Origin of the sequence: Lysinibacillus sp. NPDC093216 (genome assembly GCF_050280325.1) — a bacterium.
In the GTDB taxonomy this organism is placed as follows: domain Bacteria; phylum Bacillota; class Bacilli; order Bacillales_A; family Planococcaceae; genus Lysinibacillus.
Map to the genome: position 1 here is coordinate 1 of NZ_JBNNVB010000025.1, position 26,971 is coordinate 26,971.

Consider the following 26,971-nt stretch of genomic DNA (forward strand, 5'->3'; position numbering starts at 1 on the left):
TTTTTTATGAAAAAAATTGAAAGCCGGTGAAATTTTACTGATCGTAAAATTTCGCCGGCTTTTTAGTTTAGAGATGGGTTTTGTCCCAGCCTCTTTATAAAAGAAATTTGTGGGCAATAAGGGGTTTGGCCATAGCGTAAAACCCTTACTTGCCAACGTTTATCGGCATATTATCCGATAGAACCTTCCATCTCAAACTTGATAAGACGGTTCATTTCTACTGCGTATTCCATTGGTAATTCTTTTGTGAATGGCTCGATGAAGCCCATTACAATCATTTCTGTCGCTTCTTCTTCAGAAATACCACGAGACATTAAGTAGAATAATTGTTCCTCTGATACTTTTGAAACTTTCGCTTCATGTTCTAAAGAAACATTATCATTTAAGATTTCGTTGTATGGAATTGTATCTGAAGTAGATTGGTTATCCATGATTAACGTATCACATTCGATGTTAGCACGTGCACCACTTGCTTTAGGGCCGAAACGCACTTGACCCATATACGTTACCTTACCACCTTGTTTAGCAATCGATTTAGAAACGATTGTTGAAGATGTGTTTGGTGCCATATGAATCATTTTCGCACCTGCGTGTTGGTGTTGCCCTTTACCTGCTAATGCGATTGATAATGTCATACCACGAGCGCCTTCACCTTTAAGGATACAAGCTGGGTATTTCATTGTTAACTTAGAACCGATGTTACCGTCGATCCATTCCATTGTACCATTTTCTTCAACAACTGTACGTTTTGTTACAAGGTTGTAAACGTTGTTTGCCCAGTTTTGAATCGTTGTATAACGGCAATATGCATCTTTACGTACAACAATTTCTACTACTGCTGAGTGTAAAGAGTTTGTAGTGTAAACAGGAGCTGTACAACCTTCAACGTAGTGTACGTGAGCGCCTTCATCTACAATAATTAACGTACGTTCGAATTGACCCATGTTTTCAGAGTTAATACGGAAGTAAGCTTGTAATGGCGTTTCCACTTTTACACCTGGTGGTACATAGATAAATGATCCACCTGACCAAACAGCTGAGTTTAGCGCAGCGAATTTATTGTCAGTGTAAGGAATCACTTTGCCCCAGTATTGTTTGAAAATATCTTCGTTTTCACGTAAAGCTGAGTCAGTATCTTTGAACACAATACCAAGGTCTTCAAGATCTTGTTTCATGTTGTGATATACAACCTCAGATTCGTACTGAGCAGATACACCTGCAAGGTATTTTTGCTCTGCTTCTGGAATACCTAATTTATCAAAAGTAGCTTTAATTTCATCAGGTACTTCATCCCAAGATTTTTGTGTAGCTTCTGATGGTTTTACGTAATACGTAATTTCATCAAAATCTAAATCTCCTAGGTCGCCACCCCATTGCGGCATTGGTTTTGTATAGAAAGTTTCAAGTGCTTTTAAGCGGTATTCAAGCATCCACTCTGGCTCTTGTTTCATATTTGAAATTTCACGGACGATTTCTTCAGTTAAACCACGTTTTGAACGGAAAATTGATACGTCCTTGTCATGGAATCCGTATTTGTAATCGCCAATATCAGGCATTTTTTTAGCCATCGTTTCTCCTCCGTTCATGCATTATTGTTATCTTGTTTCAAGCTCGGATATCTTACTTTGAGTGAAAGCACCTATAGTGACTTTCACTCAAATTTAGATATTATTGCTTTACACCTTTTTCCATCGCTTTCCAAGCTAATGTCGCACATTTAATACGTGCCGGGAATTGAGAAACACCTTGTAGTGCCTCAACATCCTCAAGGTCATATTTCTCGCTATAGTCTTCGCCCATCATCATTTTAGAGAAAATTTCAGCAAGCTCTAATGCTTCCTCAATTTTTTTCCCTTTGATAAGCTGCGTCATCATGGATGCAGAAGACATCGAAATCGAACAGCCCTCACCGTCAAACTTCGCATCCGCAACAATACCGTCAGTCACTTTTAGCGTTAAGTGAATACGGTCTCCACAAGTCGGATTGTTCATATCGATCGTTACAGCATCTTCTTCAATAGATCCTTTATTACGAGGATTTTTATAATGATCCATAATGACTGAACGATATAGTTGGTCTAAATTATTAAAAGACATCGCCAAAATACTCCTTCGCAGAACGTAACCCTGCAACTAGGCGGTCAATATCTTCCTCTGTGTTATACAGATAGAAGCTTGCACGCGCTGTCGCTACTTGTTGAAGACATTTCATTAGTGGCTGTGCGCAATGATGTCCTGCACGAACAGCAATACCGTTCATATCAAGAACCGTTGCCACATCATGTGGATGTACATCGTCTAGGTTAAACGTTACAAGTCCACAACGCTTCATTGGGTCACGTGGGCCGAAAATTTTAAGTCCGTCAATTGTTTCAAGCTGATCCATCGCGTAGCCTGCAAGTTTATGCTCATGCTCCGCAATGTTATCTAGCCCAATTTCAGTTAAGAAATCAATAGCGGCTCCTAAACCTACTGCACCTGCAATAATAGGAGTTCCACCTTCAAATTTCCACGGTAGTTCTTTCCACGTTGAATCATAAAGTCCAACAAAGTCAATCATTTCGCCACCAAATTCAATTGGCTCCATCTTTTCAAGGTGTTCCTTTTTACCATATAGTACACCTATTCCAGTTGGTCCGCACATTTTATGACCTGAGAACCCTAAGAAATCTACATCCAAATCTTGTACATCGATTTTCATATGTGGTGCTGCTTGTGCACCATCCGCTACCATTACAGCACCGTTCGCATGCGCGATTTGAGCGATTTCTTTAATAGGATTAATCGTTCCAAGGACGTTTGACGCCATTGACACCGACACAATTTTTGTTTTAGGTGTAATTGTCGCACGAACCTTTTCTAAGTTAAGTGTGCCATCCGCTTCAAGCTCAATATATTTCAGCGTTGCATTTTTTTCCTTTGCTAGTTGTTGCCAAGGAATAATATTAGAGTGGTGCTCCATGTGAGTAATGACAATTTCATCACCTTCAGCAACATTAGCACGACCATAACTTGATGCCACTGTATTTAAAGCAGTTGTAGTACCGCGAGTAAAAATAATTTCTTGTGTTGATGTAGCATTAATAAAATTACGAACCTTTTCACGTGCACCCTCATATTTGTCAGTAGCACGATTTCCTAATGTATGCACACCACGGTGTACATTAGAATTATCGAATTCATAATAATGCTTCATTGCTTCAATTACTTGAATAGGTTTTTGAGAAGTTGCTGCGCTATCAAGGTAAACAAGCTTATGACCGTTTACTTCCTGATCTAAAATTGGGAAATAGCTTTTAATGTCTTTATTCATCATTAGCGAACTTTCCTTTCAATAACCTCCGTCAGTTGCTTTTGTACGCCTTCGATTGGTAATTGCGTAACAACTGGCGCAAGGAATCCATGGATAACAAGGCGCTCTGCTTCTGCTTTCGAGATACCACGACTCATTAAGTAGTAAAGTTGTAGTGGATCCACTCGACCAACAGATGCTGCGTGTCCTGCTGTTACATCGTCTTCATCGATTAATAGAATTGGGTTTGCATCGCCACGAGCTTTTTCAGAAAGCATTAATACACGTGATTCCTGCTGTGCATCCGCTTTTGTCGCACCGTGTTCGATGTAGCCAATACCGTTAAAGATTGATTGTGCTGCATCTTTCATTACACCATGCTTTAAGATATGACCATTTGAGTTCTTACCCCAGTGACGAACTTCAGTAGTAAAGTTAAGTTTTTGTTCACCGCGACCAACAACTACTGTTTTTGTATCAGCATGAGAACCGTCACCGATTAGATGTGTAATGTTTTCAGAAATAGTATCTGAGTCATTCATTAAGCCAAGAGCCCAATCTACTTTCGCATCACGAGCTAGTCGTGCACGACGATTTACATAAGTAGTATATCCTTTCGCAAGTACATCAACCGCACCGTAAGTAACTTGTGCATTGTCTTGAACTACTACTTCTGCAATAATGTTTGCTTGACCTTTTGCTTCTTCAACTGTTGAAATATATGTTTCAACATAAGTTACAGCAGAATTTGCTTCAGCAACAACTAACACGTGGTTATATAATGAAGCTTCTGCGTTATCATTTAAGAATACTACTTGAAGCGGTTGTTCGATAATGACATTTTTAGGTACGTATACGAACACACCACCGTTAACAAGTGCCGCATGAAGTGCTGTTAATTTATGCTCATCAACTTTTACAGCTTCTGTCATAAAGTACTTTTTAACAAGGTCGCCATGTTCACGAACCGCTGTTAAAATATCTGTAAAAATAACACCTTTATCAGCTAGTTCTTGCGATGTTTTGATGAAAGCTGGTGTGTTATTGCGTTGAATATAAAGATTTTCTTGAGCCTCAAGATCAATTAAACCTTTTGCTTCTTCTGGTAATGCATCAAGTGAAGCGAATCCTTCACTGTCAACTGTGTGAGTTGGGAAATTTACGAAATCCCATTTTGTAATATTTGTTCTATCTGGTTTTGGCAAATCTAAACCAGTTACTTTGTCTAGTGCTGCCGCGCGAAGTTCTGTAAACCAAGCCGGTTCTCCATTTGCTTCTGAGAACGAGCGCACGTCCTGTACTGTTACAGGCAAGTTAAGTTCCACTGTCATGCTAGTTCGTCCTCCCTCTTATGCTTCTTGTTCTTCAGTTTCTTCTTCAATACCTAATTCTTTTTTAATCCAGTCATAGCCTTCAGCTTCTAAACGTTGTGCTAATTCTTCGCCACCTGATTTAACAACGCGACCTTGCATCATTACGTGTACATGGTCTGGTGTAATGTAGTTAAGTAGGCGTTGGTAGTGAGTGATCATTAAGCAGCCGAATCCTTCTCCACGCATTGCATTGATTCCTTTAGAAACAACTTTAAGCGCGTCAATATCAAGACCAGAGTCAATTTCATCTAAAATTGCGAAAGCTGGTTTAATCATCATTAATTGAAGAATTTCGTTACGTTTTTTCTCACCGCCAGAGAAACCTTCATTTAAATAACGTTGTGCCATATCTTCGTGCATTTCAAGGAATTCCATGTTTTTATCTAATTCACGGATAAATTTCATTAGAGAAATTTCATCGCCCTCTTCACGGCGTGCATTGATAGCTGAACGTAAGAAGTCAGCATTTGTTACACCAGCGATTTCAGAAGGATATTGCATTGCTAGGAATAAACCTGCCTGAGCACGCTCGTCCACTTCCATTTCAAGTACATTTTCGCCATCAAGTTCTACTGTACCAGAAGTTACTTCATATTTAGGGTGACCCATAATAGCAGAAGCTAGTGTTGATTTACCAGTTCCGTTTGGTCCCATGATTGCATGAATTTCATTTGTATTAATTGTAAGGTTTACGCCTTTTAAAATCTCTTTCCCGTCGATTTCAACGTGAAGATCTTTAATAACTAAAGTTGACATGAAAATACCTCCATAGTGTGTTCAGTGAATGGTGTACCATTCCTTAATTATCATCATTCTAATCTTAACTGAAAATCGTTCTCTATGCAAACCATTTCAATCACTTTCAATTTTCTCTGAAACAATCCTTAAAAATAAAGAGTTTGTAAGCATTTTCAGATTATTGCTAATCGTTATTGACAATGAGAATCAACTTACCTCATTTTCAATGAAATAATTCTAATTGAGAATCAGTTTCATCTAGCTACATAGTGAAAACCCCGCAGAAAGTGCGAATTGTAGCGGTTTTGTGACAGAAATATATAAATAACAATACCAATACTATAACCTTTTTTATTAGAATGGAATCAATTAAAGGAAAGAAATCTCGAGAGTACTAGTTCATAAAATTAAGGTTCTTCATTATAAAGTGGGTTGATTTCCGTTCCGGCTGTGGGCGTCAACCAGAACGGAAATCAACTTATATATATATGTCAAACTGTGGGTGGGCCAAAATTAATAAATGTAGATCATGCAATTTTTTTAATCTACTTTATTTTTCCCTTTGGCTGTTTTCCCCTTGAAAATATCGATTATGATTGAATATAATGCAGGTTCAGGAGGCGGACTGGAGATTTGTGTATGTATGAAGCAGTAAGTAAATTAAAGAAGCGGACCAACAAGCCTTATTCAAGACACTAGAACAAGGTCTCTATCTAGAGGAAGTAATTAATATAGAAGTACAAATATAAAAGAAGAAACGGCATAAAATATCATACTAATTCCGAACATCATCGTCAGCTTATTAATCTCTCTCAAATCACCCGGTTCTTTTTTCATCTCTTTGTAAAATTTTGTCGCCATAAACACGCCGCCCATCAATAAAGCGGCGCAACCGATAGACGAAACAATGTCCGCTTCTAATGCTTTACCCATTTCGATGACCGATGCTGCTAAAAAGTATATAAAAGCTGCAAACAAATAAAGAGCTTTTTCCTTCCTCTCTAATTTTCTACTTTTCTTTTTCTTCACTTTATACCGATGCTTCAAACCTTCTTGCGACACATACTGTGCAACAATAGCTTCTACTTGTTTTGAACATTTTTTTTGAACTTTGACCATATAAAAACCTTCGTATTCTTCAGACGACCGCTTTAAAATATCTTTGATTCCTATTTCAAACGGAATGCTACTTTTCTCTAAGTGTTCGATAATTGCTAGGACAGCGTCTTCTGAATATCCAATCAATATTTTCTTTTTAAACAAACTAAACACCTCTTACGAAACAAGTTAAATTACGCCTAATTATACTATTCCATTCGCCTTTTACTGCAATCCAAAATATAACATACTCTTTTAAATATCTGACTCTTTCGTTTAGCAACATTCTTTGAGAAAACTGCCTTCGCCTTACTTTCTTGAGCTCCAATGAAGTTACTGTGCATCTCCCCCGCTTTCTAGCTAACATTTGTTTATTTACAATCATTTTTCATCTTAAATAGTATATAATTGAGGCATAATCAATCGTATTTTTCGATTAATAGAGGTGAAGATCTAGTGGAGTTACGTCAATTACGATATTTTGTTGAAGTTGCTGAGCGTGAACACATTTCAGAAGCTGCCGAACATCTTCATGTTGCTCAATCTGCAATAAGCCGACAAATTGCTAATTTAGAAAATGAATTAGGCACACCACTTTTTGAACGTGTCGGACGGAATGTTAAATTGACACCGATTGGAAAAATATTTCTCGAGCACACAATTACTGCTTTAAAAGCCATCGATTTTGCCGCAAAGCAAGTTGAAGAATATTTAGATCCTGCTAAAGGTACGATAAAAATTGGTTTTCCAACGAGCTTGGCTAGCTATGTATTGCCCACTGTTATTTCAGCCTTCAAGCGTGAATATCCAGATTTACAATTCCAGCTCCGTCAAGGCTCCTATCGTTTTTTAATTGATGCAGTCAAAAATCGCGAGTTAAATTTAGCTTTTTTAGGCCCGCTTCCACCGAAGGACGAATCGATTCATTCAACAATTTTATTTACTGAAAACATCGCAGCATTACTGCCAGCAAAACATCCATTAGCCAAAAAGGAAAGTATTCAGCTTGCCGATTTACGTAACGATTTATTTGTGCTATTCCCAGATGGATACATATTACATAAAGTAGCTATGGATGCCTGCCGAGCTGCCGGCTTCTCGCCAAACATCATCTCCGAGGGTGAAGACTTAGATGCACTAAAGGGTCTTGTCGCTGCAGGCATTGGGGTCAGCTTATTACCAGAAAGCTCACTGTATGATTCAGCTGCACGCTTCACAGTAAAAGTACCGATTATATCACCTACAATTCCAAGAACAGTCGGCATTATTTCACCTGTAAACCGCGAAATTGCTCCATCAGAAAAAATATTTTTAGACTTCGTTACCAATTTCTTTTCACGTCTTTCTCAATTCCAATAAAAAAATCGCCGTAGCTGGCGATTTTTTTGGGGCTTAAAGTGTTTCAATACGTCAGATTGATGGTTCTATCCATCATTTTGATGTTTCTATCCACGACTTCGGCGGTTCTATCCGTCGCTTTGACGATTCCTTCCGTCGTTCTCGCCTTTCTTTCCGTCGCTTTGATAATTCTCTCCTTCGGTTCTTTTTGGGATTCCGCTTTCTTATTTAGTAAGCTGTAATCCTTCCTTTGTATTCACTGATAATATAGAATCTTTACCTAGTCCATTAATATATTTCATAATCTGTTCTAAAATTTCTGGCGTTGTTTCATACTCTTCCAATCGATCTTCTGTAATACCGTGTAACATAATAATAACCCAAGACTTCTCAGCAACCGCCTTATCAATCCATTTTTTTACATCCTCGAATTCTATTGTATTTGTAATAGGATATGATTTTAACCAGTATGGATCATAATTATTAGGTACATTAGTTTCTCTACCTAATACACGTATACCGTCGAAATATTGCATAGCAATTTTTCTTACTTCTTCATTATAATCGGAATAAGGAATCGCAACTGTTGAAACGATACCTTTACCTAGTAAAGACTCGATTGTATTTATGCTTTCATCAAATTCATAATGAATTTCATCCACCGATTTTTTTGTTAGAAATGAGTGACTTTGTGTATGAGATGCAATTTCTAAACCTAAATCATGTGCAACCCATACTTGAGATGGTGACATATAATTCTTATCATCTGAGTACAATTTATCACCGATAATATTAAAGGTTCCTGGCATATTATATTTCGAATGAAGTGGTAGTGCTTTATCATACCAATTTCGATAACCATCGTCATAGGATAGGGTTACAAGTGCCTGTCCATGATAATTAGAATTATTTAACGGCTTGATTTTTTTAAGATCTTCGATTGCAAAATTGGTAGTAAAAATCAACTTGAAACTATTTTTTAAACGTTTTGATTTATCATTTTCAATATCAGTTTGGACACTTAAAGTATATGTCGTATAGTTTTCGTATGATTTTTCAGGCTTCACTTTGACTTTATTTTTATCAATTTCAAATGTAAACGGAAAATCATTTCCTGCCTCATCTTTTATTGTAATTGAAGAGCTAGTAATTGATTCTTTATTAATTGGCTGGTTAAATGTGATCGTCCATTCCTTATTTAAATCTGTTATTTCTTTGTGTTCTATCAAAGATTTCGCTTGCGTTATTGTAATACCATTTATGCATAAAAGCACAAATGGTATCGCTAATATAACAATAAGCTTTCTCCATTGAATCAATCTTTCTCTCTCCTTTAAAACATTATTCATATTTCTTAAATGTTTCTTTCATAACTTCATAGGATTTTTTCAAACGTTCTACAGATTTAGGCATACTCCAATTATCCCATGTAAAACTATGCAATTGATTAAGTACACCTTTTTCAATCTCTGGCAATGAAGACACAACCTCATGCTTATCATTAAGAAATAATGCACCTATATTTATTTTATCTACAAAAACTGATGTTTCTCCGTTTTCTTTATAAAAATCCCCTATAAATTCTTTATGACTAGGATCCTTTGATTGAAGAAGTAACCAAGGAATACGTAATTCTATAGTTCCTTTATCGCTCCAATTATAATCGACAAGAGAATTATAATCCTTTGCCTTCGGATTACCATTTCCCTCTATTAATTTTCCTGTTTCATATTCTGAAAAAGGTACAGCTATATCTCGTTCCGGCAAGTATAGCTCTTTATTTAAAGCATAGTAAATCGGACTGAACGTAGTGTTCTTTTTCATAACATTTGAAGATGGAATGTCGATAAGCTTTAATTCATTTCCATATAAATAAGAATAGAAATCATAATAAGGATCGATGACCATACGTGACTCCTTATTCTTATTAAGCTCCACAACAAACTCAATGCCATTTTTGAACGTTACTCCTTTCAAATCTGATTTTGATGTTTTTCCTTGATTCGGAATAACATCTAATAGAATTTGAGTAGAAGATGTTTTATTGAGTAAATCTCCATTTAATTGGAGGTACAAGTATCTTTCATCATAATCAACACTCATTGAAGGCTTGTTTTTTTGTTGTTCATATAAGAGAGGAGCTTTCCATTCTGATATATCTCCGTCAACCTGTACCTTATGACGATCAAAGCTTAGTAAACCAAATTGTTGTTCATTTGTTTGAGCATTAGACCAATAAGGGCGTTGGTTTGGATTATCATAATCCATCGTATTCCATGTACGTTTAAACCACTCATCTTGCCAGGTAAATACTAATCCACCAAGTAAATCCTCTGCCATGATATCCTCAAAAAGATGGGTTAATATTTCACCTTGTTTCTGCTCTGATACAAATCCCTGAGTCCAGCCATACGGATTATCATGGGTTAAACCACGAGAGCCAGGGATTCCAAACTCAGCGATTAATACCGGCATACGATGTGCAGCGTGTAAGTCTGCTAAATAAGCTGCATAACTATTTTTTTCTCCACGATGATCCACATACGACAAGTATTTTTGATCGTAGTTAAAGAAATCTGGATAGTATGGATACACATGGTACGATGCAAATTGACCTGTTTGTTTCGCTAACCCTTTTGTATAAATAACATTCGGATTAACACTGGCAATATCTTCATCTGTATTTGGCTCAGATGGATGATCTAATAAATCTGTTGTAACCCAGTTTGTAAAGCTCATAGGGTGCATCCAGTCATAATTATTTTGCTCATATTGCGTAATATAATCCATTTGTTCTGCAAGCCAATATTCAAATGGAGAAGCATCTTTTGTTTCGAAATAAACACCATTATACTGTCCAATATTAGCATGCTTTTCATTTGTTCCGTTTACCATATGGGGGTACCATTCGATACCAATAACCCAACCGATTATATACTGTGAAATATCCGTATCATAATATCCAGATGCATGTCCTACTACGTGCTCTACATATTTATTACCGTGAATAACATCTACAAGGGTTTTCATTTCTGCTCGGAAATTCTCAAGCGTTGCAGGATCATAAGCATCTAAAGTTTTCTCTAAACCTTCTTCTTCAATCCACACTCCATGTAGTACATATAAAGGATTTTTTGCTTCCTCATTATATCTTTTTAAAGCTCTATAAAAGCCAGGTGGATGTAACGTATAGACTCGGATTGTATTGGCATTCATTTTACCAATCTGCTGGAACCAACGATAATATTCATCCTCCGTAATGGCCGCTTCTCCAGGGAAATAACCTGGTTTTCCCATCCCCATATTAACGCCTTTGAGGGTGGTAGCTTCCCATTTTCCATCTTTTAAAATCTCAAATTTTTGATCGTTAATCCGTGTATTATAACCTAAATTATTTTTTGCTGAACTGTCAGATTTCTGCTTAACTTCTTTTTTCTCGAATTCTTTTAAAATAGACTTCATCATCGGTACATATGCTGACCAATAAAAATCATCACCTGAAAATTTTTGTAAAAATTTATAGACCGATTCCAGACCTTTCATTTTATAGAAAGATGGTACTTTATTAATATCATTAAAATCGCCAGCAAAATAATATTTTGTAGTATTTTTCTGTTCACCTGAAACAACTGCTGCGAACGAAAGAGGGACATCATGTTCATTTAATAATTTTTCACCTTCGTCAGTTAAGCTCCACTCATAATTCGCTAAAACATCTTGCTCATTCTTCGCGGTAACAATATCAAACCAGTAGTCATATCGTGGGCTCGATGAAACACCCAAGGACTCCTGCCCTACTTTAGTGAAGTTAAGATAAATACCTTCTTTATCAATATGTTTATTTAACTCTAAAACAAAAACCTCATCTCTAAAGTCATTCACTAATATGAAGCCCCCACCTTCATATTTCCAATCATCCTTAAATTTATCAACAACCCATTGTGGAATTTCATTATTTTTTCTATAATCTAATTCTTCAAAATAGCGGCCAATCCAACCAGACCAATCTATTTTCAAATAATCTAGCACTTGATTTCGCACTTCAGGAGACGTTGGTGATGCAATAGAGTTGAATTCTGCTATAAATAAACTTTTTTTTGTACTAGTTAAACGTTTCATAATAGCATCCCATTCTTGCGACTCTAATCCACCAACAATTTTCTTTGTGCGTGCCCCAAACCTTTCTTGCTTTGGGTTAAGATCATCTTCATAGACACCATACGTATCTGCTAAATAGATTGCATCATAATCTTTGTAATCCTTTGGCATTTTAGAAGTAGATACACTGTTATTTTGTTCATCTGGAATTGTGCCAAAATAATCCTTAGACTCATCATATTGACCTTCTTTATGTTCGTACTTCAAATAATTTAATAGCCAAGTTAACCCTAAATGCTCTCGATATGATTCATCCTTCACTGTTTTATCAATGATTGCAACATTCAGCTGTTTATTAGGTGACACGAACCAAAGAGCTATTGGTATCACTATAAGCAATAACACTACTATAATTCCCAAATAAATACGCTTCATATCGATTCTTGCTCCTTGCTTGAAATACCTTTACGATCCATTTTGCCCCACTCTCGTCTTCTTACTAAAAAGTTCAAAAGACCTTCACAGCGCCAAATGAGTGTAATAGGACGATACCAAAAAATTTCTGTAAAACTTAATAACATCATACGTATTAAATCTGCAACCTTGAACGTTTTATTTTTGCTCCATGCTTCAAATAACACACCCATAATTGAAAATACAACACCATAAAGTACAAATGCTAAAAGTAGTAAAATAGCTATCTCATAATAGATATCACCTAAGAAAAAAGCAAAAATAATATAAATATATCCACCAAGTTCGATAATTGGCCCAAAGCCTTCAATGAGCCAAAAATAAGGGAAGGATAATAACCCAATACCACCATATTTCGGATTTAAAGTCATTGTTTTATGATTCCATAAACTTTCTAATAATCCTTGATGCCATCTTCTTCTTTGTCGCCTTAAAACGGCCATGGTTTCTGGTGCCTCTGTCCAACAAACAGGGTTCTCTACAAATTCAATACGTTTATTTTCTTTCTTTTTACGGATATATCGGTGTAGTTTTACTACGAGCTCCATATCTTCACCAATCATACCTTTAGTATAGCCACCTGCTTCTACTACCCATTTTTTCGAAAATACACTAAATGCACCCGAAATAATTAAAACTAAGTTAAATTTACTTAGCGTAATTCGTCCTATTAAAAAAGCTCTAAAGTATTCAATAATTTGCATAGTAACTAAATAATTTTTAGACAAGTTTGTTTCTAATATGGAACCAAGGTGCATATTCATTCCATTAGCAATTTGAACATTCCCACCTGCCGCAATTACCGCACCATCAGATAAGGCAATGGGTTTCATTAAACGTAATAAAGATGTACTCTCCAGAATTGAATCTCCATCAACAGAGCAAAAATAAGGATAACTTGCAACATTAATGCCTACATTCAAAGCATCTGCCTTTCCACCATTCTCTTTCTCTACTAAAAAACAATTTGGGTGAATTTGTGATTGATAGATTTGAATAATGGGATCTGTTGGGATTTCCATCTTTATTATTTTTTCAATTTTTTTCATTTGAAAATGCTCAATAACTATTTCTTGAGTACAATCAGTAGAACCATCATTGACAATGATTATTTCAAATTCAGGATAATGTAGACTAAGTAGAGAATGAATACTATCCACAATACCTACTTCTTCATTATAGGCGGGTATAATTACAGATACTGGCTTAGAATAGAACGCATCAATATACGTATCATCCATTTCAGTTTGATCAAGCCTATATTCTTTTCGTAGCTTTAAAAGTGCAAACAAAAACATAAGCCCATACGTTACTATAACTAGTAGCATATAAATTATGATTACCCCACCAAAAAACCACATTAAATAGTCAAGTATAATCATACTGCACGCATCCTTTTTTCTAATACTTCATTAGCCATATCAATTGCATACTGGTCATTTGTTGTTGTAATGAATTCTTTTAATCTTTGATAACCTCGTGGATCTTCAATTATCGTGCTTGCTGCTTGTGATCGTACCCACCAATTACTATCCTGTAACAATTTTTCTAAATGCTCGGCAGTAAATGTTAAAGGTGCATATTTAAATATTTTTGCGACCATTAATCTTTCTTCCCATATAGACGAATTGACAAATGGAATATACGTTTCTATATCTCGGATAACCCCAATTCTTTCAAGTCCCTTAAGAGTACGAATGCGAATTTCAGTATCTTCACTTACTAATAAATCTTCAAGTCCCTCTATAACATCCATACTACCTTTTGCTGCAATTGTATCAATCAACGCATATTGTGCTGCTTGTTGTAAATTCTCCATTTTTTCCATAAGTCGTTGAAGCATTTCTACTTCTAAATACGAAAATAACTTTTTATATTCACTTTCTGAAAAAGAATAATTACATAGCAATATTTCTTGTATAAATTTTTCTTTTTCAAGAATAGAATATATTTTTAATAGCTGAAATACTTCTATAGAACGGTTGTAATTAATTGATACTTCGCAAGTACTAATAAGCTCTTTTATATGGAAATCAGCAATGCGGTACATTGCATTCATTTTCTTACTCCAATTTCTGGATTTCAGCTCATTTTGGTAATATTCCTTTAAATTCATCTGTGCAAAAGTATAGATTTTTTGTTGGATAATCGGATTGGATATATTTCTTAAATACGATAAAAATATATGTTCTACCGCTAATATTTGAATTTTACTTTTAGGAATTTGCGTATCAGTAAATTGGCCGTCCTGTAGAATGTACTCCTGCCAAAGTATTTTTGTTTTTTGAATATACTTTTCTATCTCATGCTTTTTTCTCTCTTCATACCTTCTCTGATAGATTAAATAAATCATAGCTATACCACAAAATAGTAAGAGAATAACAATAATATATAGTAATAATTGAATAGATAATTCAATCATAATCATAACCTCGCAAATGTTCGCTTTAATTGTGCTTGAAATAAATTTAAATCAAATGGCTTAATTAAATACTCATCAACGCCACTTTCATATGCGTAATTCATATCTCCTTGAGATTTCCTATTTGTCATCATATAAATAATAAATTTCTTTTGATTAGCCATATTCCTTAATGTGTGCAAGACATTGAGACCATTTTTACGAGGTAAAATATCATTCATAATGACAATATGAGTATGTCCTGATAAATACCAATCTGACTGTAAAAATTCGTACCCATCTGAAAAAACTTTTGTTTCCAATTGAAAGTGATCTATAACCATTTTTTGAACTGTCATTTCTAATACTTCGCTTAAAATAGCATTTTCCTCTAAAATACTTACTTTCACTGTTTTAAGCGGCTGAGCCTTAAAGCTCGTCACGATTTCGATTTTCCAAGGTTCTGATAGTTCACTAAAAACTTCAAACTGTTTATCTTTTAAATCTTCAAACGTTACTTGATCATTTTTAACTGCTACAATAATCCCCTGCAATGTAAAAGTTGAATCGATTATAGAAGGGAAATAATCATTTTTTACGAGTTGAAAAATTCGATTTAAAAATGCATTTCCCTCCTCTTCACCATTTTGTGTTAACAAAATTCCCCATCGCAAACTTCCCTCTAACTTAAAAAGCATATCGGTATTCCGAACTTCGGATACTAAAAAATCAGCAATTTGTTCCTCTAAATCTACTATCACATTATTTTGATTGGGGTCAGTTACAGTTGCTTTTAAAAATATAACTGTCATTTCCATATTTGAACGAATAACATTTGCCTTTAACACATCAAAAAATGGTATAATATCACTTTCTTTTAAAATATTTACTTTTTGTGTCGCTTTAATTAAAGTGTTCATCCTATACTCCTCTTACAATTATTCAATATGATATTTGTTTGTTCTGTGGAACTATCAGGCTCATCACCATAACGTGTGGTTGATTTATGTTTCGACTGGTAGCGTCCGATGAGCCGCTAATCCCCAAGGAGTCGCCCAGCCCCCACTCCTATCAACTTACATATGGCATACGTTTCACATTGTCATCCACTACTTTTGGTGATCAGCCAACTATCATGTTATAAACGATAACTATACTTAGTAAATTAAATGAGTATAACTGCTTCTAGAACTTTCTGTATTGAGGTAAAAGTATTTTGTAGCTGATGCATTGATTTGCAACAAAACATCTACCGAAAGAAGATATAAAAAATAGTTAACTATTAGACGAAAACATAATAGTTTTTTTCTTTAGTACATGTGCTATTGGAGATAATATAATGGTAGGATATTGCTTTTTACGCAATTTCGTTAGGAGCTTTTCAGCGTTTTACAGTATATCTTATTAGAATCGTGTTATAAGACTATAACAGTTCAAACTAAACAAATTCTAAACAATTTGAAAATTGCCCCAAAATAACATTGGATAAAAAAGAAAAATCTACAACTTTCCTCAAATAAGCTGAGGAAAGTTGTAGATTATTTTCTTGTATGACAACGAACAAATGAAGGGAACATGCCTTTTAATTACTGATTACAAGAACAACTTATCTTAATTAATTTAATACCGTTAAGATATTATGGTCGCATTTCCATCCAGCTTTCAAGATGGTGGATTGCAATACCATTAAAGCTCTGATTTTCGGAAAAATATTGTTGAATTTTGTTCAATTGTTGATCCATATATGCTTCCCCTTCTTCTGAGAAGCTAACTAAGTCTCCTTCTGCTGACTTCAAAGTTTCAACACCTACAACAACTTTTTTATCCATTCGTTTAGCATATTCAATTTCATTTTTTACGATTTGTATAATGTCCTGTGAATTATCTCGATAAGCCATTATCGTCACACCATCTGAATAATTAATTAACCATTCAGATAAAATACCCTTACCATATTTAGTCTCATATAAAATTTCGTCATACCAAAAAGGTATATCTAATTCTAATGGTAATTTTAATGACCGTGCTTTCTTTTTCGCATGTATAACTAACTGTTGATAGGTTTGAATCGCGGTTGTTTGTTTTGTAGTCCAAATATGTGTTTCATATGGTTCAATATCTAAATGTATTCCTAAAAAACTTTGGGCCTCTGTTGCTTCACGTTGATAAAGCTCTAGCCAATTCATAAGTTGATTTTGATACTCAATGCCATTCTCTGTAATCCAATAGGATTCTCCAGCAAGTGCATATATTTGGATGTTTTTTGCGGTAGCCTTTTCTATAAAGTTTTGATAAACGCTTCTCGATATTTCATAATCAATTTGTAAATAAACTTTGTTTATGCGTTTATTTTCTAAAAATTGTAATGTACTGGTTTCGTTATCTACAAGTATCCATGGATTCCAAATCCATGTAGAGTGTTGTTCTTCTGTAATACCATTAGCCTTTATGGTTGTACTATTTAGTGACATAAACAATATGCATATGATCATCAACTTAAACTTTCGACTATTAATAATTTCACACAGCCCCATTCGTTCAAACTAGTTATACCATATCGAAAATTTCTATAAATAGAAATAAACAAAAAGAAGGATATGTTTCTTCTTATTTTTGCTCCTCATAGAATAGGGATTTGTTCTTAAAAGACTGATCAATCTATCTGTATTTTTCTATAGACACATGCCGGGCGCATCAAAAAAGCAATATGACCACAAATGAGATCATATTGCTTATTATTAAATATTCCCTTATGAAAAGTTCCTAAATGGCAATTTTTGTTGACTTAGTTGATTCTTTTCGTAATTTTAGCGATTTTAACAATCACTTTTATCCGTCACTGGCGATTCGTTCCGTCGCCTCTGCACTTCTATCCGTCTCTCTAATTTCTTTCCGTCTCCTCGGCACTCCTATCCGTCATTTTGACGATTCTTTCCACGACTTCGACTGTTCTATCCGCCACTTTGACGTTTCTATCCACGACTTTAACTGTCCTATCCGTCGCTCTGATTTCCATCCGTCGCCCTGGCCTTTCCATCCGTCGCTTTGACGTTTCTTTCCGTCTCTTCGGCTCTTCTTTCCGTCGGTCTAGTTTCTATCCGTCTCCTTGGCGATTCTTTCCGTCGCTCTCGCCTTTCCATCCGTCACTTTGACGATTCTTTCCGTCACTTCGGCTCTTCTATCCGTCGCTCTGATTTCTTTCCGTCACCTCGGCTCTTCTTCCCGCCGCTCTGGTTTCTATCCGTCGCCTCAGCACTTCTATCCGCCACTTTGATGATTCTATCCACGACTTCGACTATTCTATCCGTCACTTTGATATTTCTATCCGTCGCTGCGTCGTTTCTATCTACGATTTTGGCGGTTCTTTCCGCGACTTTAGCTGTTCTATCCGTTACTCAGCTTTTATGAATTAGTCTCTTTGTTGAAACGATCGACAATCATAGATAATGCTCCATCTCCAGTTACATTTGTAGCTGTACCAAAGCTATCTTGCGCTAAGTATAGTGCGATCATTAGTGCAACCATTGTTTCATCGAAGCCGAGCATTGTTTGTAGTAAACCAATTGCTGCCATAACTCCCCCTCCAGGGACACCTGGTGCAGCAACCATTGTAATACCTAGCATAAAGATAAAGCCGATATATTGTGCAAAACCTATATCCATACCGTTCATCATCATAACACCTAAAGAACAAGTTACGATTGTGATCGTACTACCTGATAAATGAATAGTGGCAAACAGTGGGACTGTGAAATTCGTTACTTTTTCTGAAGCTCCTGTTTTTTGCGCTTGTCGCAATGTAACTGGAATAGCTGCTGCTGAGGATTGTGTGCCCAAAGCTGTAAAATATGCAGGTAGCATTGTTCGAAGTAACATAAGTGGATTTTTCTTATTTAAAGTTCCCGCAGCAGTGTATTGAACTAGCAATATTACCCAATGCATCACAATTATAAGTGCGAAGACAATTGCGAAGACAGATAATATTTTTGCTACTTGACCTCCGTATGTCATGTTCAAGAAGATCCCGAAAATATGAAATGGTAAAAGTGGAATAATTACAAATGAAATTAACTTTTCAATGATAACATTAAACTCTTCAAAACCACGTTTCATAACATCACTTTGAATGGCAGTCATACCAATTCCTACGATAAAGGCAAAAATTAATGCTGCCATGACATCCATTATTGGAGGCATTTCAACTTTAAAGAATGCCTGTGCTAAAAATTCCTCAGGGTTTTTCATGCTTTCCATATCACCATTTGAAATGAAATTAGGCAACACATTGCGCGCTACAAAAAAGGCAAATATTCCTGCAATGATTGTTGAGAAGTAAGCAAAGAATGTTGCTAAACCTAATAATTTCCCTGAGCCTTTCCCAAGCTGAGCAATGCCCGGAGCAATAAATGCAATAATAATAAGTGGTACAACAAATTTTAAAAAATTACCGAATATGCCATTGAATGTTGCAAATATACGTACAAATGACTCTGGCGCAAAGCTTCCAAGTATTACCGCTAACAAAATAGCAACAATAATTTTTGCCAATAAACCAAATTTAAACTTCATGATATTGTCCTCCTAAAAAAAACAACTGTCTTTCTCGAATGTATTATTAGTAATTTAACATAAACAGTTGAGAGAATATACAGCTTACTAAATAGGCAGAATTGCAAAACTCTTTTTTATTTTCTGATAAAAATACCATTACCATAACGTCTGGTTGAATTCCGTTCCGACTGGGCGCTTTCGCACAGCTAACATCCCCTTCGCTGCAGGGTCTCGGCCAGCCGATGCTTTATACGCGAAAGCGTAGTGCTAACGAAGCGGCAGCGGAAAAAGGGTTTTATCTGCACAAAAGAGAAACGGTAGCAGCACTATGTTGGCTACGAAGATGTTATCACAGGACGTGATGCTTTTAGCCTTCGTTCCTTTATTGTTGATCCCCAAGGAGTCGCCCAATCGGAACGAAGATCAACATAGATAATGGCAAACGTTTTAAGACATCCATAACTTTTGATGACGAGCCAATAAAAAGCAAAAAACTTAGAATAGGCAAATACTCACCTATCCTAAGCTCTATTTAACTTCTTTCAGCAAAAGTCTCCCACCTCTATAGGTGATGAGATGAATGCGGATTTAAGCTACTTTACAACGGTTGTCCAAACACCAGCTGAAAGAAGTTAAAGCCTCCGGCGGATGTCACAGAATCGGAAAGGAGTTCTTAGGGGATGTTAGCCTAAAACCATCGCATCCATGCGATAACGGCTAACTGACCTGCATCGGTGCTGCTGTCGCTGCGTTAGCACTACGCTTTCGCGCAAAAAACATCTGCAGGCCTAAGCACAAAGCCGATTCCGGACGCATTGTTTATCTGCGCGAAAGCGAAGCGACAGCGGCAATTATGCCGAGGCATAATTGATTAAGCTTTAAATAATTTTTGTAAAATATAATAGGATTGTTTTAAACGCTCTTCATACTTTGGAGTTTGCCATTGTTCCCAAGAATAAGCTGAAAGAGCAGGCAAGACATGGCCGTTGGTCTCTGGTAAAGATTTCACAACCTTGCCATCCTTATCTACAAAGACAGCACCAATATAAATATTATCTACCTTAGTAGAAGCTGTCACACCATCTTTATATAGATCTCCCATAAACTCACGCTGACTTGGATCTTTTGCTTGGATTAGTAGCCAAGGAATTCGTAGCTCAATAACATTATTATCCGTCCAAGTATAGTCTACTAATGAATTATAATCTTTTGCTTTTGGATTGGCATTCCCTTGAAGAAGCTTCCCTGTTTCATAATAACTAAAATCGGTCGTAATTTTTTGCTCTGGTAAGTATAGCTGTTTATTTAGCACATAGTTAATCGGTGCAAACTTACCACTATTTTTTGTGATAGTTGCCATACGAGGCGGAATCATATTTAACTTATGACCGTAAAAATAATCATAGAAATCATAGTACTCATCTATGACGACTCGAGAGTCTCCACTTTTATTTAATTCCACAATAAAATCTACGCCATTTGAAAAGGTCATATCTTTTATTGATGTTGCCGACGTATTTCCTTGGTTTGGTGCGACATCAAGTAAAATACGCGGTGATGCTTTATCTAAAACATCACTTTTTATTTTGAAATACAAATATCTTTCATCGTAATCGACAGCAAAATCTGTGGAATCAGAAGGTGCGGTATTGTACATTTGTGTACCTTTCCACTCCTTTGTATCGCCGTCTACTTTTACTTTAAACCTATCAAAGCTTAGTACACCAAATTGCTGTTCATTCGTTTGTGCGTTGGACCAAAATGGTCGACGATTTGGATCATCATAATCCATCGTATTCCATGTTCGCTTAAACCACTCGTCCTGCCATGTAAAGACAAGTCCTCCTAGCAAGCCTTCATGCATAATATCTTCATATAAATGTTGAAGTGTTTCACCTTGCTGCTGTTCGGACATATGCCCCTGATTCCAGCCATAAACATTTTCATGTGTCATACCGCGCGCTGCTGGGATTCCAAATTCCGCAATAAGAACAGGCATACGATGAGCTTCATGTAAGTCTTTTAAATATCCTGCATAACTATTTTTATTGCCCCGGAAATCTTTATAATTTAAATATTTTTGGTCGAAGTTAAAGAAGTCAGGGTAATATGGATACACATGATAGGAAGCAAATTGTCCTGGTGCCTGCATCTCACCCTTCGTATAAATGACATTTGGATTGACTCCTACTAAATCTTCATCTTCAGAAGGTTCAGATGGGTGGTCTAGTAAGTCAGTTGTTACCCAGTTTGTAAAACTCATAGGGCGAATCCAATTGTATTGATCCTTCTCATAAGTAGTAATAAGATCCATTTGCTCCGCTAACCAATGCTCAAATGGTGCAGCATTTTTTGTTTCAAAATACGTCCCATTGTATTCACCTATATTAGCGTGTTTTTCGTTCGTACCGACTACCATGTGCGGATACCATTCAATTCCTAGCACCCAGCCAATAACGTATTTTGAAACGTCAACATCGTATAATCCTGAAGCATGTCCTGTTACTGGCTTCACATAAGTGTTGCCGTGGATAACGTCTACCATGCGCTTCATTTCACTTTGGAAATCCTTTAAGGTAGTTTCATCATAGGCATCTAGTGAGTCAGACAATCCTTCCTCATTAATCCATACACCATGCAAGACATACAGTGGTTTATCTGGGTTTTCCTCGTTGTATTTAGCAAGTGCCCGATAAAAACCTGGTGGGTGTAATGTATAGACACGAATCGTATTGGCATTCATCTCACCAATTTGACGGAACCAGCGATAGTACTCTTCTTCCGTAATAGCGGCCTCGCCAGGGAATGCTCCCGGTTTCCCCATACCGATATTAACGCCCTTAAAGACTAGTGGCTCCCATTTCCCATCGCGTAAGACTTCAAATGATTCACCTTTAATCCGTGCATTATAATTTTGTTTTTCATGATTAACGTTTTCTTGAACCTCTTTTTGCTCAAACGTTTCAAAAATTTTATGCATGACTGGTATATAAATCGACCAGTAAAATGAACTATCTGCATATTTCTCAGCGTATTTATAAATGGTCGGTAATCCCTTTATTTTGTAAAGAGACGGTACCCGTGACATATCGTTAAAGTCTCCAGCAAAGTAATAGCTTGTAGTGTAGCGTTTTTCCTGTGAAACGATAGCCGCAAATTGCTGTGGAATATCGTTGTCCTTTAATAGTTTTTCCCCATCTTTTGTTAAGTCCCATTTATAATTAGCAAGAGCATCCTCTGCATATTTAGGCGTGATAATATCAAACCAATAGCCATACTCTGCACTAGCAGAAGTATTAAAGAATTTTTTCCCTTCTTCAGTAAATTGCAGCTGAATACCTTCCGTTTTTACATGCTTGTCCAGTTCCAGCACAATGAGCTTTTCTGTAATTTCATTAAATAAAAGAAAGCCACCGCCCTTATATGGCCAATTATCACCATGTTCATCTATGACCCATTGTGGGATTTCTGAGTTTTTATGATAATCAAGCTCATCAAAATAACGCCCAATCCATCCAGACCATGATATTCCTAAATAGTCCTGTAGCTCTTTTCTAACTGCCTCTGATGTTGGTGACGCAAATGTATTGTATTCAGCAATTAGCATACTTTTCTTGTTGCTTGCTAAACGACCTACTATTGATTGCCATTCATCCATTTCCAAGCCACCAACAATTTTTTCTGAGCGTTTACCTAGACGCTTTTTTTCATTTAAATCATCCTTATAAACACCATACGTATCTGCCAAATAAATAACATCATAATTGCTATAGTCGGTCGGAAACTTTTTTTCAGATACTCTTTTCGTTTTATCATTCGGAATCGTACCATAGTAATTTTTTTGTACATCATACGGATGATCATCGATTGTGTATTTATAATGGTTTAAAAACCAGTTCACACCTAAATGCTCTCGATATGTTTCATTCGGAACCGTTTTATCTAGAATCGCGACGTTCAGCGGTTTTTCATCGCTCAAATACCACCATGCTATAGGTGTAATAATGAGAATTAGAATAGCTATAATTCCTATATATATTCGCTTCATACACTGTTCTCCTTTTCAGCGATGCCGACACGCTTCATATTACCCCAATCGCTTTTTCTTAGCACAAACCGAACTAATCCTTCACAGCGCCATAAAAGAGTGAGTGGTCGATACCAAAAAATTTCAGTAAATGCTAAAAGTATCATTCGTAATAGCTCTCTCTTTCTCGGATAAGCGTTCATTGTCCATGCCTCGAATAGTATAGATGCTATTGAAAAAATAACTCCATAAATAACGAAGAGCAGCAACAGTATTACCGCTGCTTCATAATAGATTTTCCCTAAGAAAAATGCTACAACGATATAAATATAACCACCTAGCTCAACAATTGGACCTAGACATTCTACAAGCCAAAAATAAGGCAATGCAATAAACCCTAATAAGCCATATTTTGGGTTGAATGTCATCGTTTTATGCTTCCAAAGGCTTTCGAATAATCCTTGATGCCAACGTCTACGTTGATTTCGCAATACCCCTAATGTCTGAGGTGCTTCCGTCCAGCACACAGGATCTGGTACAAATTCAATACGCTTCTTTTCTTTTTTCTTTCTTATCAAACGGTGAATATTCACGACAAGCTCCATGTCTTCTCCAATAATATTCGTTGAATAACCGCCCGCTTCCACAGCCCATTCTTTCGAAAAGACGCTAAATGCTCCCGAAATAATAAGCACAAGATTGAATTTACTTAAAGCGATTCGCCCCATAAAAAAAGCTCTCAAATATTCTATTGTTTGCATGACTACTAAGTAATTATTTGATAAGTGCGTTTCAGTAACGGAACCAAGCTGCATTTTCGCTCCATTGGCTATTCGAATATTCCCACCTGCCGCAATCACTTCACCATCAGATAAAATAATCGGCTTCATCACACGAAGTAATGATTTTTCATCTAAAATTGAATCACCATCAATAGAGCAAAAATAAGGATATTGCGAAACATTAATACCTACATTTAATGCATCCGCCTTACCACCATTTTCTTTATCTACTAAAATACAATTCTTATAAATTTCTGATTCGTAAATTTGTTTCACTTGTTTTGTAGGGATACTTGCACGAACAATTTTATCAACGGGCTTCATTCTGAAATGCTCGATGACCGTTTGCAGTGTAGTGTCAGTAGAACCATCGTTAATAATGATAATTTCCGTTTGCGGATATCGTAAATTCAGCAATGAATAGACTGTATCGACAACTCCAACCTCTTCATTGTAAGCAGGGACTAGTAAGGATACTGGTTTTGAGTAGAAGGCATCGATATGTGCATCATCATACTCTGAGGGATCTAATTTATAGCGTTTTCGTAAATCTAGCATGGCAATTACAAACATTGTGCAATATGAAACGATAACGAATAACATATAAAACATAATAATGCCGCCAAAGAACCACATACAATAATCTAAAATTAATTTCATTTGATCCCCTGCCTTCTGACTACTGTTTCCTGTGCTATTTCAATTGCATATTGGTCGTTTGAAGACTCCATAAATTGCTGTAATTTTGCAATTCCTTCTCTATTTTCTGCAATTGTTTTTGCTGCCTGTGAGCGTACCCACCAATTTTCATCTTCAAGAAGCTGTTCTAAATAAGCATAGGTATAGTCTAGTGGCGCATGCTTAAAGAGTTTGGCAACCATTAATCTTACTTCCCACATATCTGAAGTCACAAATGGGACATAAGGATCGATTTCATCAATTACACCAATTTCGTAAAGACCCTTTAATGCTCTTATTGTTATTTCTGGAACCTCGTGTGTTAATAGCTGTTTTAACTTATCAATATATTGCATATTTCTTTTTACAGCTGCAGTATCAATTGCAGCAAATTGGATATTTTTCGTCCAGCTATCAAAGTCTTCAAACAATCGAATAAAAACATCATCCTCTAACAAGACAAATAATCTTCTATATTCGCTTTCAGAATAGTTAACGCTCGATTCTTTAATTTTTTCGATAAATAATTCTGGTTGGAACAGAGAGTAAATTTTTAACAGTTGAAAATATTCTTCCTCCGAAATTTTGGCTTTCTCGAATTGTTGACAAGCATCAACTAATTCCTCTATCTGTAAATCAGCAATTCGATATAAAGCATTCATCCTAATGCTCCAACGTTTACTTGCTAAATCCTTTTTATAAAACTGTTTTAAATAGAGATTAGAAAACTCTTTGATTTTATGTTCAACTATTTCATTCGTTATATTTTTTAAATACGATGAAAATATTGTTTCTATAGCTGCTACTTGAGCTCTTCCGCGGGGTACAAGGACTATAGAGAAATTTTCTTCATTGATTAAATAGTTGTACCAGTGCTGTGAATAGTTTTGTAAATAAGTATTATACGTTTCTGCAAAGCGAATCTCCCGCTGATGCTGCAAAAGTAGATATATCGTAAATAAAAATAAAATGACTAATAAAACAACGATGGCCGTTAAAAGAAAAGAAATCGATAGCTCGATCATAGCCAAAACCTCGCAAACGTTCTCCTGATTTTTGCTTCTAACAAACGTAAATTAAATGGTTTTACGATAAATTCATCGACTCCACCTTCATAAGCATTAAGTGTCGCCCCTTCTGAGTTTCGTTCTGACATCATATAAATGATGAACTTTTTCTCATTCGGCATTTCTCGTAAAATGTGCAAAATTTCTAAGCCATTTTTACGTGGTAAAATATCGTTCATGACAACTAAATGCATATGGCCTGTTTTATAGCTTTCGGACTGTAAAAAACTATAGCCATCTTCATAGGTAGCCACATCTAACGTAAAATGAGGAATATCTAAATCATTGAGCGTTGTTTCTAGCACTTTTCTAAAGATTGCATTTTGTTCAATAATGCTTACTTTTACTTGCTCAGTTGGTTGTTCACTATAATCTGTAACTTGTTCTATTGACCAAGTCGGCTGTTCGTCATCTGCTAGTTTTTGCTTATTTTTATCTAACAAAGTGTCAAAGTTTACACTATTATTTCTTATTTCAGTAATGGAGGCTTTTAACGCTATTTGTTGAAATTCCCTTTCTTGCTTCAGAATTGCAAAAATCCGTTTTAAAAACGCCTTTACCTCGACTTCACTACTTTGTAGAAAAAAAACTCCCCAATGCACGCCATCCGCTAATTGGAAAAGTAAATCTGTTTTTCGTATTTTTGATTTTAGAAAAGCTGAAATTAGATTACGTTCTATATCTGTTCCTTGTGGTGAATTAGCTAATTTAAAAAAGACTGCAGTCATTGTGAAACGTGAGCGAATGACGCTCTCACGCAATGTTTCAAAATAACCCTTCACCTCATGCTCCTGCATGATGTCTTCTGCGATGATTAATTTATTCATTGGTGTTCACTCCAGTTGATGTAAGAAATATTTGATTTTCTTTCATGTTTTCTAGCACTTTTTCGATTTATAAACACAACAACTATAGTAATAAAGATCACTAATCAATTTCTATATAAAATATTTGGTAAATCAGTCACTTTTAAAATATATTATATTTTTGCTATAAAACACAAAAGAAGACCCTTTTCGATAAAAATGTTATACTTTTCTGATAATAGACATCC

The 26,971-nt window shown here is 35.8% G+C and carries 18 protein-coding genes; 1 reads left to right on the forward strand and 17 read right to left on the reverse strand.

Annotated features, from left to right (window positions below; translation table 11 throughout):
* Positions 1 to 170: 170 nt before the first annotated feature.
* The 6 genes from sufB to ACQKOG_RS21145 all read right to left on the reverse strand — a co-directional run bounded on the left by sufB (position 171) and on the right by ACQKOG_RS21145 (position 6,666).
* Entirely contained in the window at positions 171 to 1,568 is a 1,398-nt protein-coding gene (gene sufB / locus ACQKOG_RS21120) for a Fe-S cluster assembly protein SufB (RefSeq protein ID WP_031417705.1), read from the reverse strand.
* 100 nt (positions 1,569 to 1,668) lie between these two features.
* On the reverse strand, positions 1,669 to 2,097 hold the full coding sequence (sufU, locus tag ACQKOG_RS21125) for a Fe-S cluster assembly sulfur transfer protein SufU (RefSeq protein WP_370078118.1): 429 nt from the start codon (positions 2,095 to 2,097) through the stop codon (positions 1,669 to 1,671).
* Positions 2,087 to 3,316 (reverse strand): cysteine desulfurase, encoded by a 1,230-nt coding sequence (locus ACQKOG_RS21130; RefSeq protein ID WP_100544504.1) that lies wholly within the window; start codon positions 3,314 to 3,316, stop codon positions 2,087 to 2,089. The genes sufU and ACQKOG_RS21130 overlap by 11 nt, the downstream gene beginning before the upstream one ends.
* Entirely contained in the window at positions 3,316 to 4,623 is a 1,308-nt protein-coding gene (gene sufD, locus ACQKOG_RS21135) for a Fe-S cluster assembly protein SufD (RefSeq protein WP_370078120.1), read from the reverse strand. The genes ACQKOG_RS21130 and sufD overlap by 1 nt, the downstream gene beginning before the upstream one ends.
* 18 nt (positions 4,624 to 4,641) lie before the next feature.
* Positions 4,642 to 5,421: a Fe-S cluster assembly ATPase SufC gene (sufC, locus tag ACQKOG_RS21140; RefSeq protein WP_370078122.1), complete on the reverse strand. Its 780-nt coding sequence runs from the start codon at positions 5,419 to 5,421 to the stop codon at positions 4,642 to 4,644.
* 708 nt (positions 5,422 to 6,129) lie between these two features.
* Entirely contained in the window at positions 6,130 to 6,666 is a 537-nt protein-coding gene (locus ACQKOG_RS21145; RefSeq protein WP_427448209.1) for a hypothetical protein, read from the reverse strand.
* Positions 6,667 to 6,957: 291 nt separating this feature from the next.
* On the opposite strand from ACQKOG_RS21145, the gene ACQKOG_RS21150 reads away from it, so the two are divergent.
* Positions 6,958 to 7,860 (forward strand): LysR family transcriptional regulator, encoded by a 903-nt coding sequence (locus ACQKOG_RS21150; RefSeq protein ID WP_370078126.1) that lies wholly within the window; start codon positions 6,958 to 6,960, stop codon positions 7,858 to 7,860.
* Between the two features lie 203 nt (positions 7,861 to 8,063).
* Here the strand turns inward: ACQKOG_RS21150 and ACQKOG_RS21155 are convergent, their stop codons facing one another.
* The 11 genes from ACQKOG_RS21155 to ACQKOG_RS21205 all read right to left on the reverse strand — a co-directional run bounded on the left by ACQKOG_RS21155 (position 8,064) and on the right by ACQKOG_RS21205 (position 26,744).
* Positions 8,064 to 9,158 carry a polysaccharide deacetylase family protein gene (locus ACQKOG_RS21155; protein WP_370078130.1) on the reverse strand — a complete coding sequence of 365 codons (1,095 nt, stop codon included), beginning with the start codon at positions 9,156 to 9,158 and terminating at the stop codon, positions 8,064 to 8,066.
* 22 nt (positions 9,159 to 9,180) lie between these two features.
* On the reverse strand, positions 9,181 to 12,372 hold the full coding sequence (locus ACQKOG_RS21160) for a hypothetical protein (protein ID WP_427448210.1): 3,192 nt from the start codon (positions 12,370 to 12,372) through the stop codon (positions 9,181 to 9,183).
* Entirely contained in the window at positions 12,369 to 13,793 is a 1,425-nt protein-coding gene (locus ACQKOG_RS21165) for a glycosyltransferase family 2 protein (RefSeq protein ID WP_370078134.1), read from the reverse strand. The genes ACQKOG_RS21160 and ACQKOG_RS21165 overlap by 4 nt, the downstream gene beginning before the upstream one ends.
* Complete coding sequence (locus ACQKOG_RS21170) at positions 13,790 to 14,833, reverse strand: HEAT repeat domain-containing protein (protein ID WP_402869329.1); 1,044 nt, start codon at positions 14,831 to 14,833, stop codon at positions 13,790 to 13,792. Before ACQKOG_RS21170 ends, ACQKOG_RS21165 begins: the two co-directional genes overlap by 4 nt.
* Before the next feature lie 2 nt (positions 14,834 to 14,835).
* Positions 14,836 to 15,732 carry a response regulator gene (locus ACQKOG_RS21175; RefSeq protein ID WP_370078138.1) on the reverse strand — a complete coding sequence of 299 codons (897 nt, stop codon included), beginning with the start codon at positions 15,730 to 15,732 and terminating at the stop codon, positions 14,836 to 14,838.
* Positions 15,733 to 16,449: 717 nt separating this feature from the next.
* Positions 16,450 to 17,283 carry an amidase gene (locus ACQKOG_RS21180; RefSeq protein ID WP_370078140.1) on the reverse strand — a complete coding sequence of 278 codons (834 nt, stop codon included), beginning with the start codon at positions 17,281 to 17,283 and terminating at the stop codon, positions 16,450 to 16,452.
* A gap of 931 nt (positions 17,284 to 18,214) precedes the next feature.
* Entirely contained in the window at positions 18,215 to 19,381 is a 1,167-nt protein-coding gene (locus ACQKOG_RS21185; RefSeq protein WP_370078146.1) for a dicarboxylate/amino acid:cation symporter, read from the reverse strand.
* Between the two features lie 853 nt (positions 19,382 to 20,234).
* Positions 20,235 to 23,411 carry a hypothetical protein gene (locus ACQKOG_RS21190; RefSeq protein WP_427448211.1) on the reverse strand — a complete coding sequence of 1,059 codons (3,177 nt, stop codon included), beginning with the start codon at positions 23,409 to 23,411 and terminating at the stop codon, positions 20,235 to 20,237.
* On the reverse strand, positions 23,408 to 24,832 hold the full coding sequence (locus ACQKOG_RS21195) for a glycosyltransferase family 2 protein (RefSeq protein ID WP_370078149.1): 1,425 nt from the start codon (positions 24,830 to 24,832) through the stop codon (positions 23,408 to 23,410). Before ACQKOG_RS21195 ends, ACQKOG_RS21190 begins: the two co-directional genes overlap by 4 nt.
* Entirely contained in the window at positions 24,829 to 25,875 is a 1,047-nt protein-coding gene (locus tag ACQKOG_RS21200; RefSeq protein WP_427448212.1) for a HEAT repeat domain-containing protein, read from the reverse strand. Before ACQKOG_RS21200 ends, ACQKOG_RS21195 begins: the two co-directional genes overlap by 4 nt.
* The gene (locus tag ACQKOG_RS21205; protein ID WP_370078153.1) at positions 25,872 to 26,744 is read right to left on the reverse strand and encodes a response regulator; all 873 of its coding nucleotides are present in this window, start codon (positions 26,742 to 26,744) and stop codon (positions 25,872 to 25,874) included. The genes ACQKOG_RS21200 and ACQKOG_RS21205 overlap by 4 nt, the downstream gene beginning before the upstream one ends.
* Between the last annotated feature and the right edge of the window lie 227 nt (positions 26,745 to 26,971).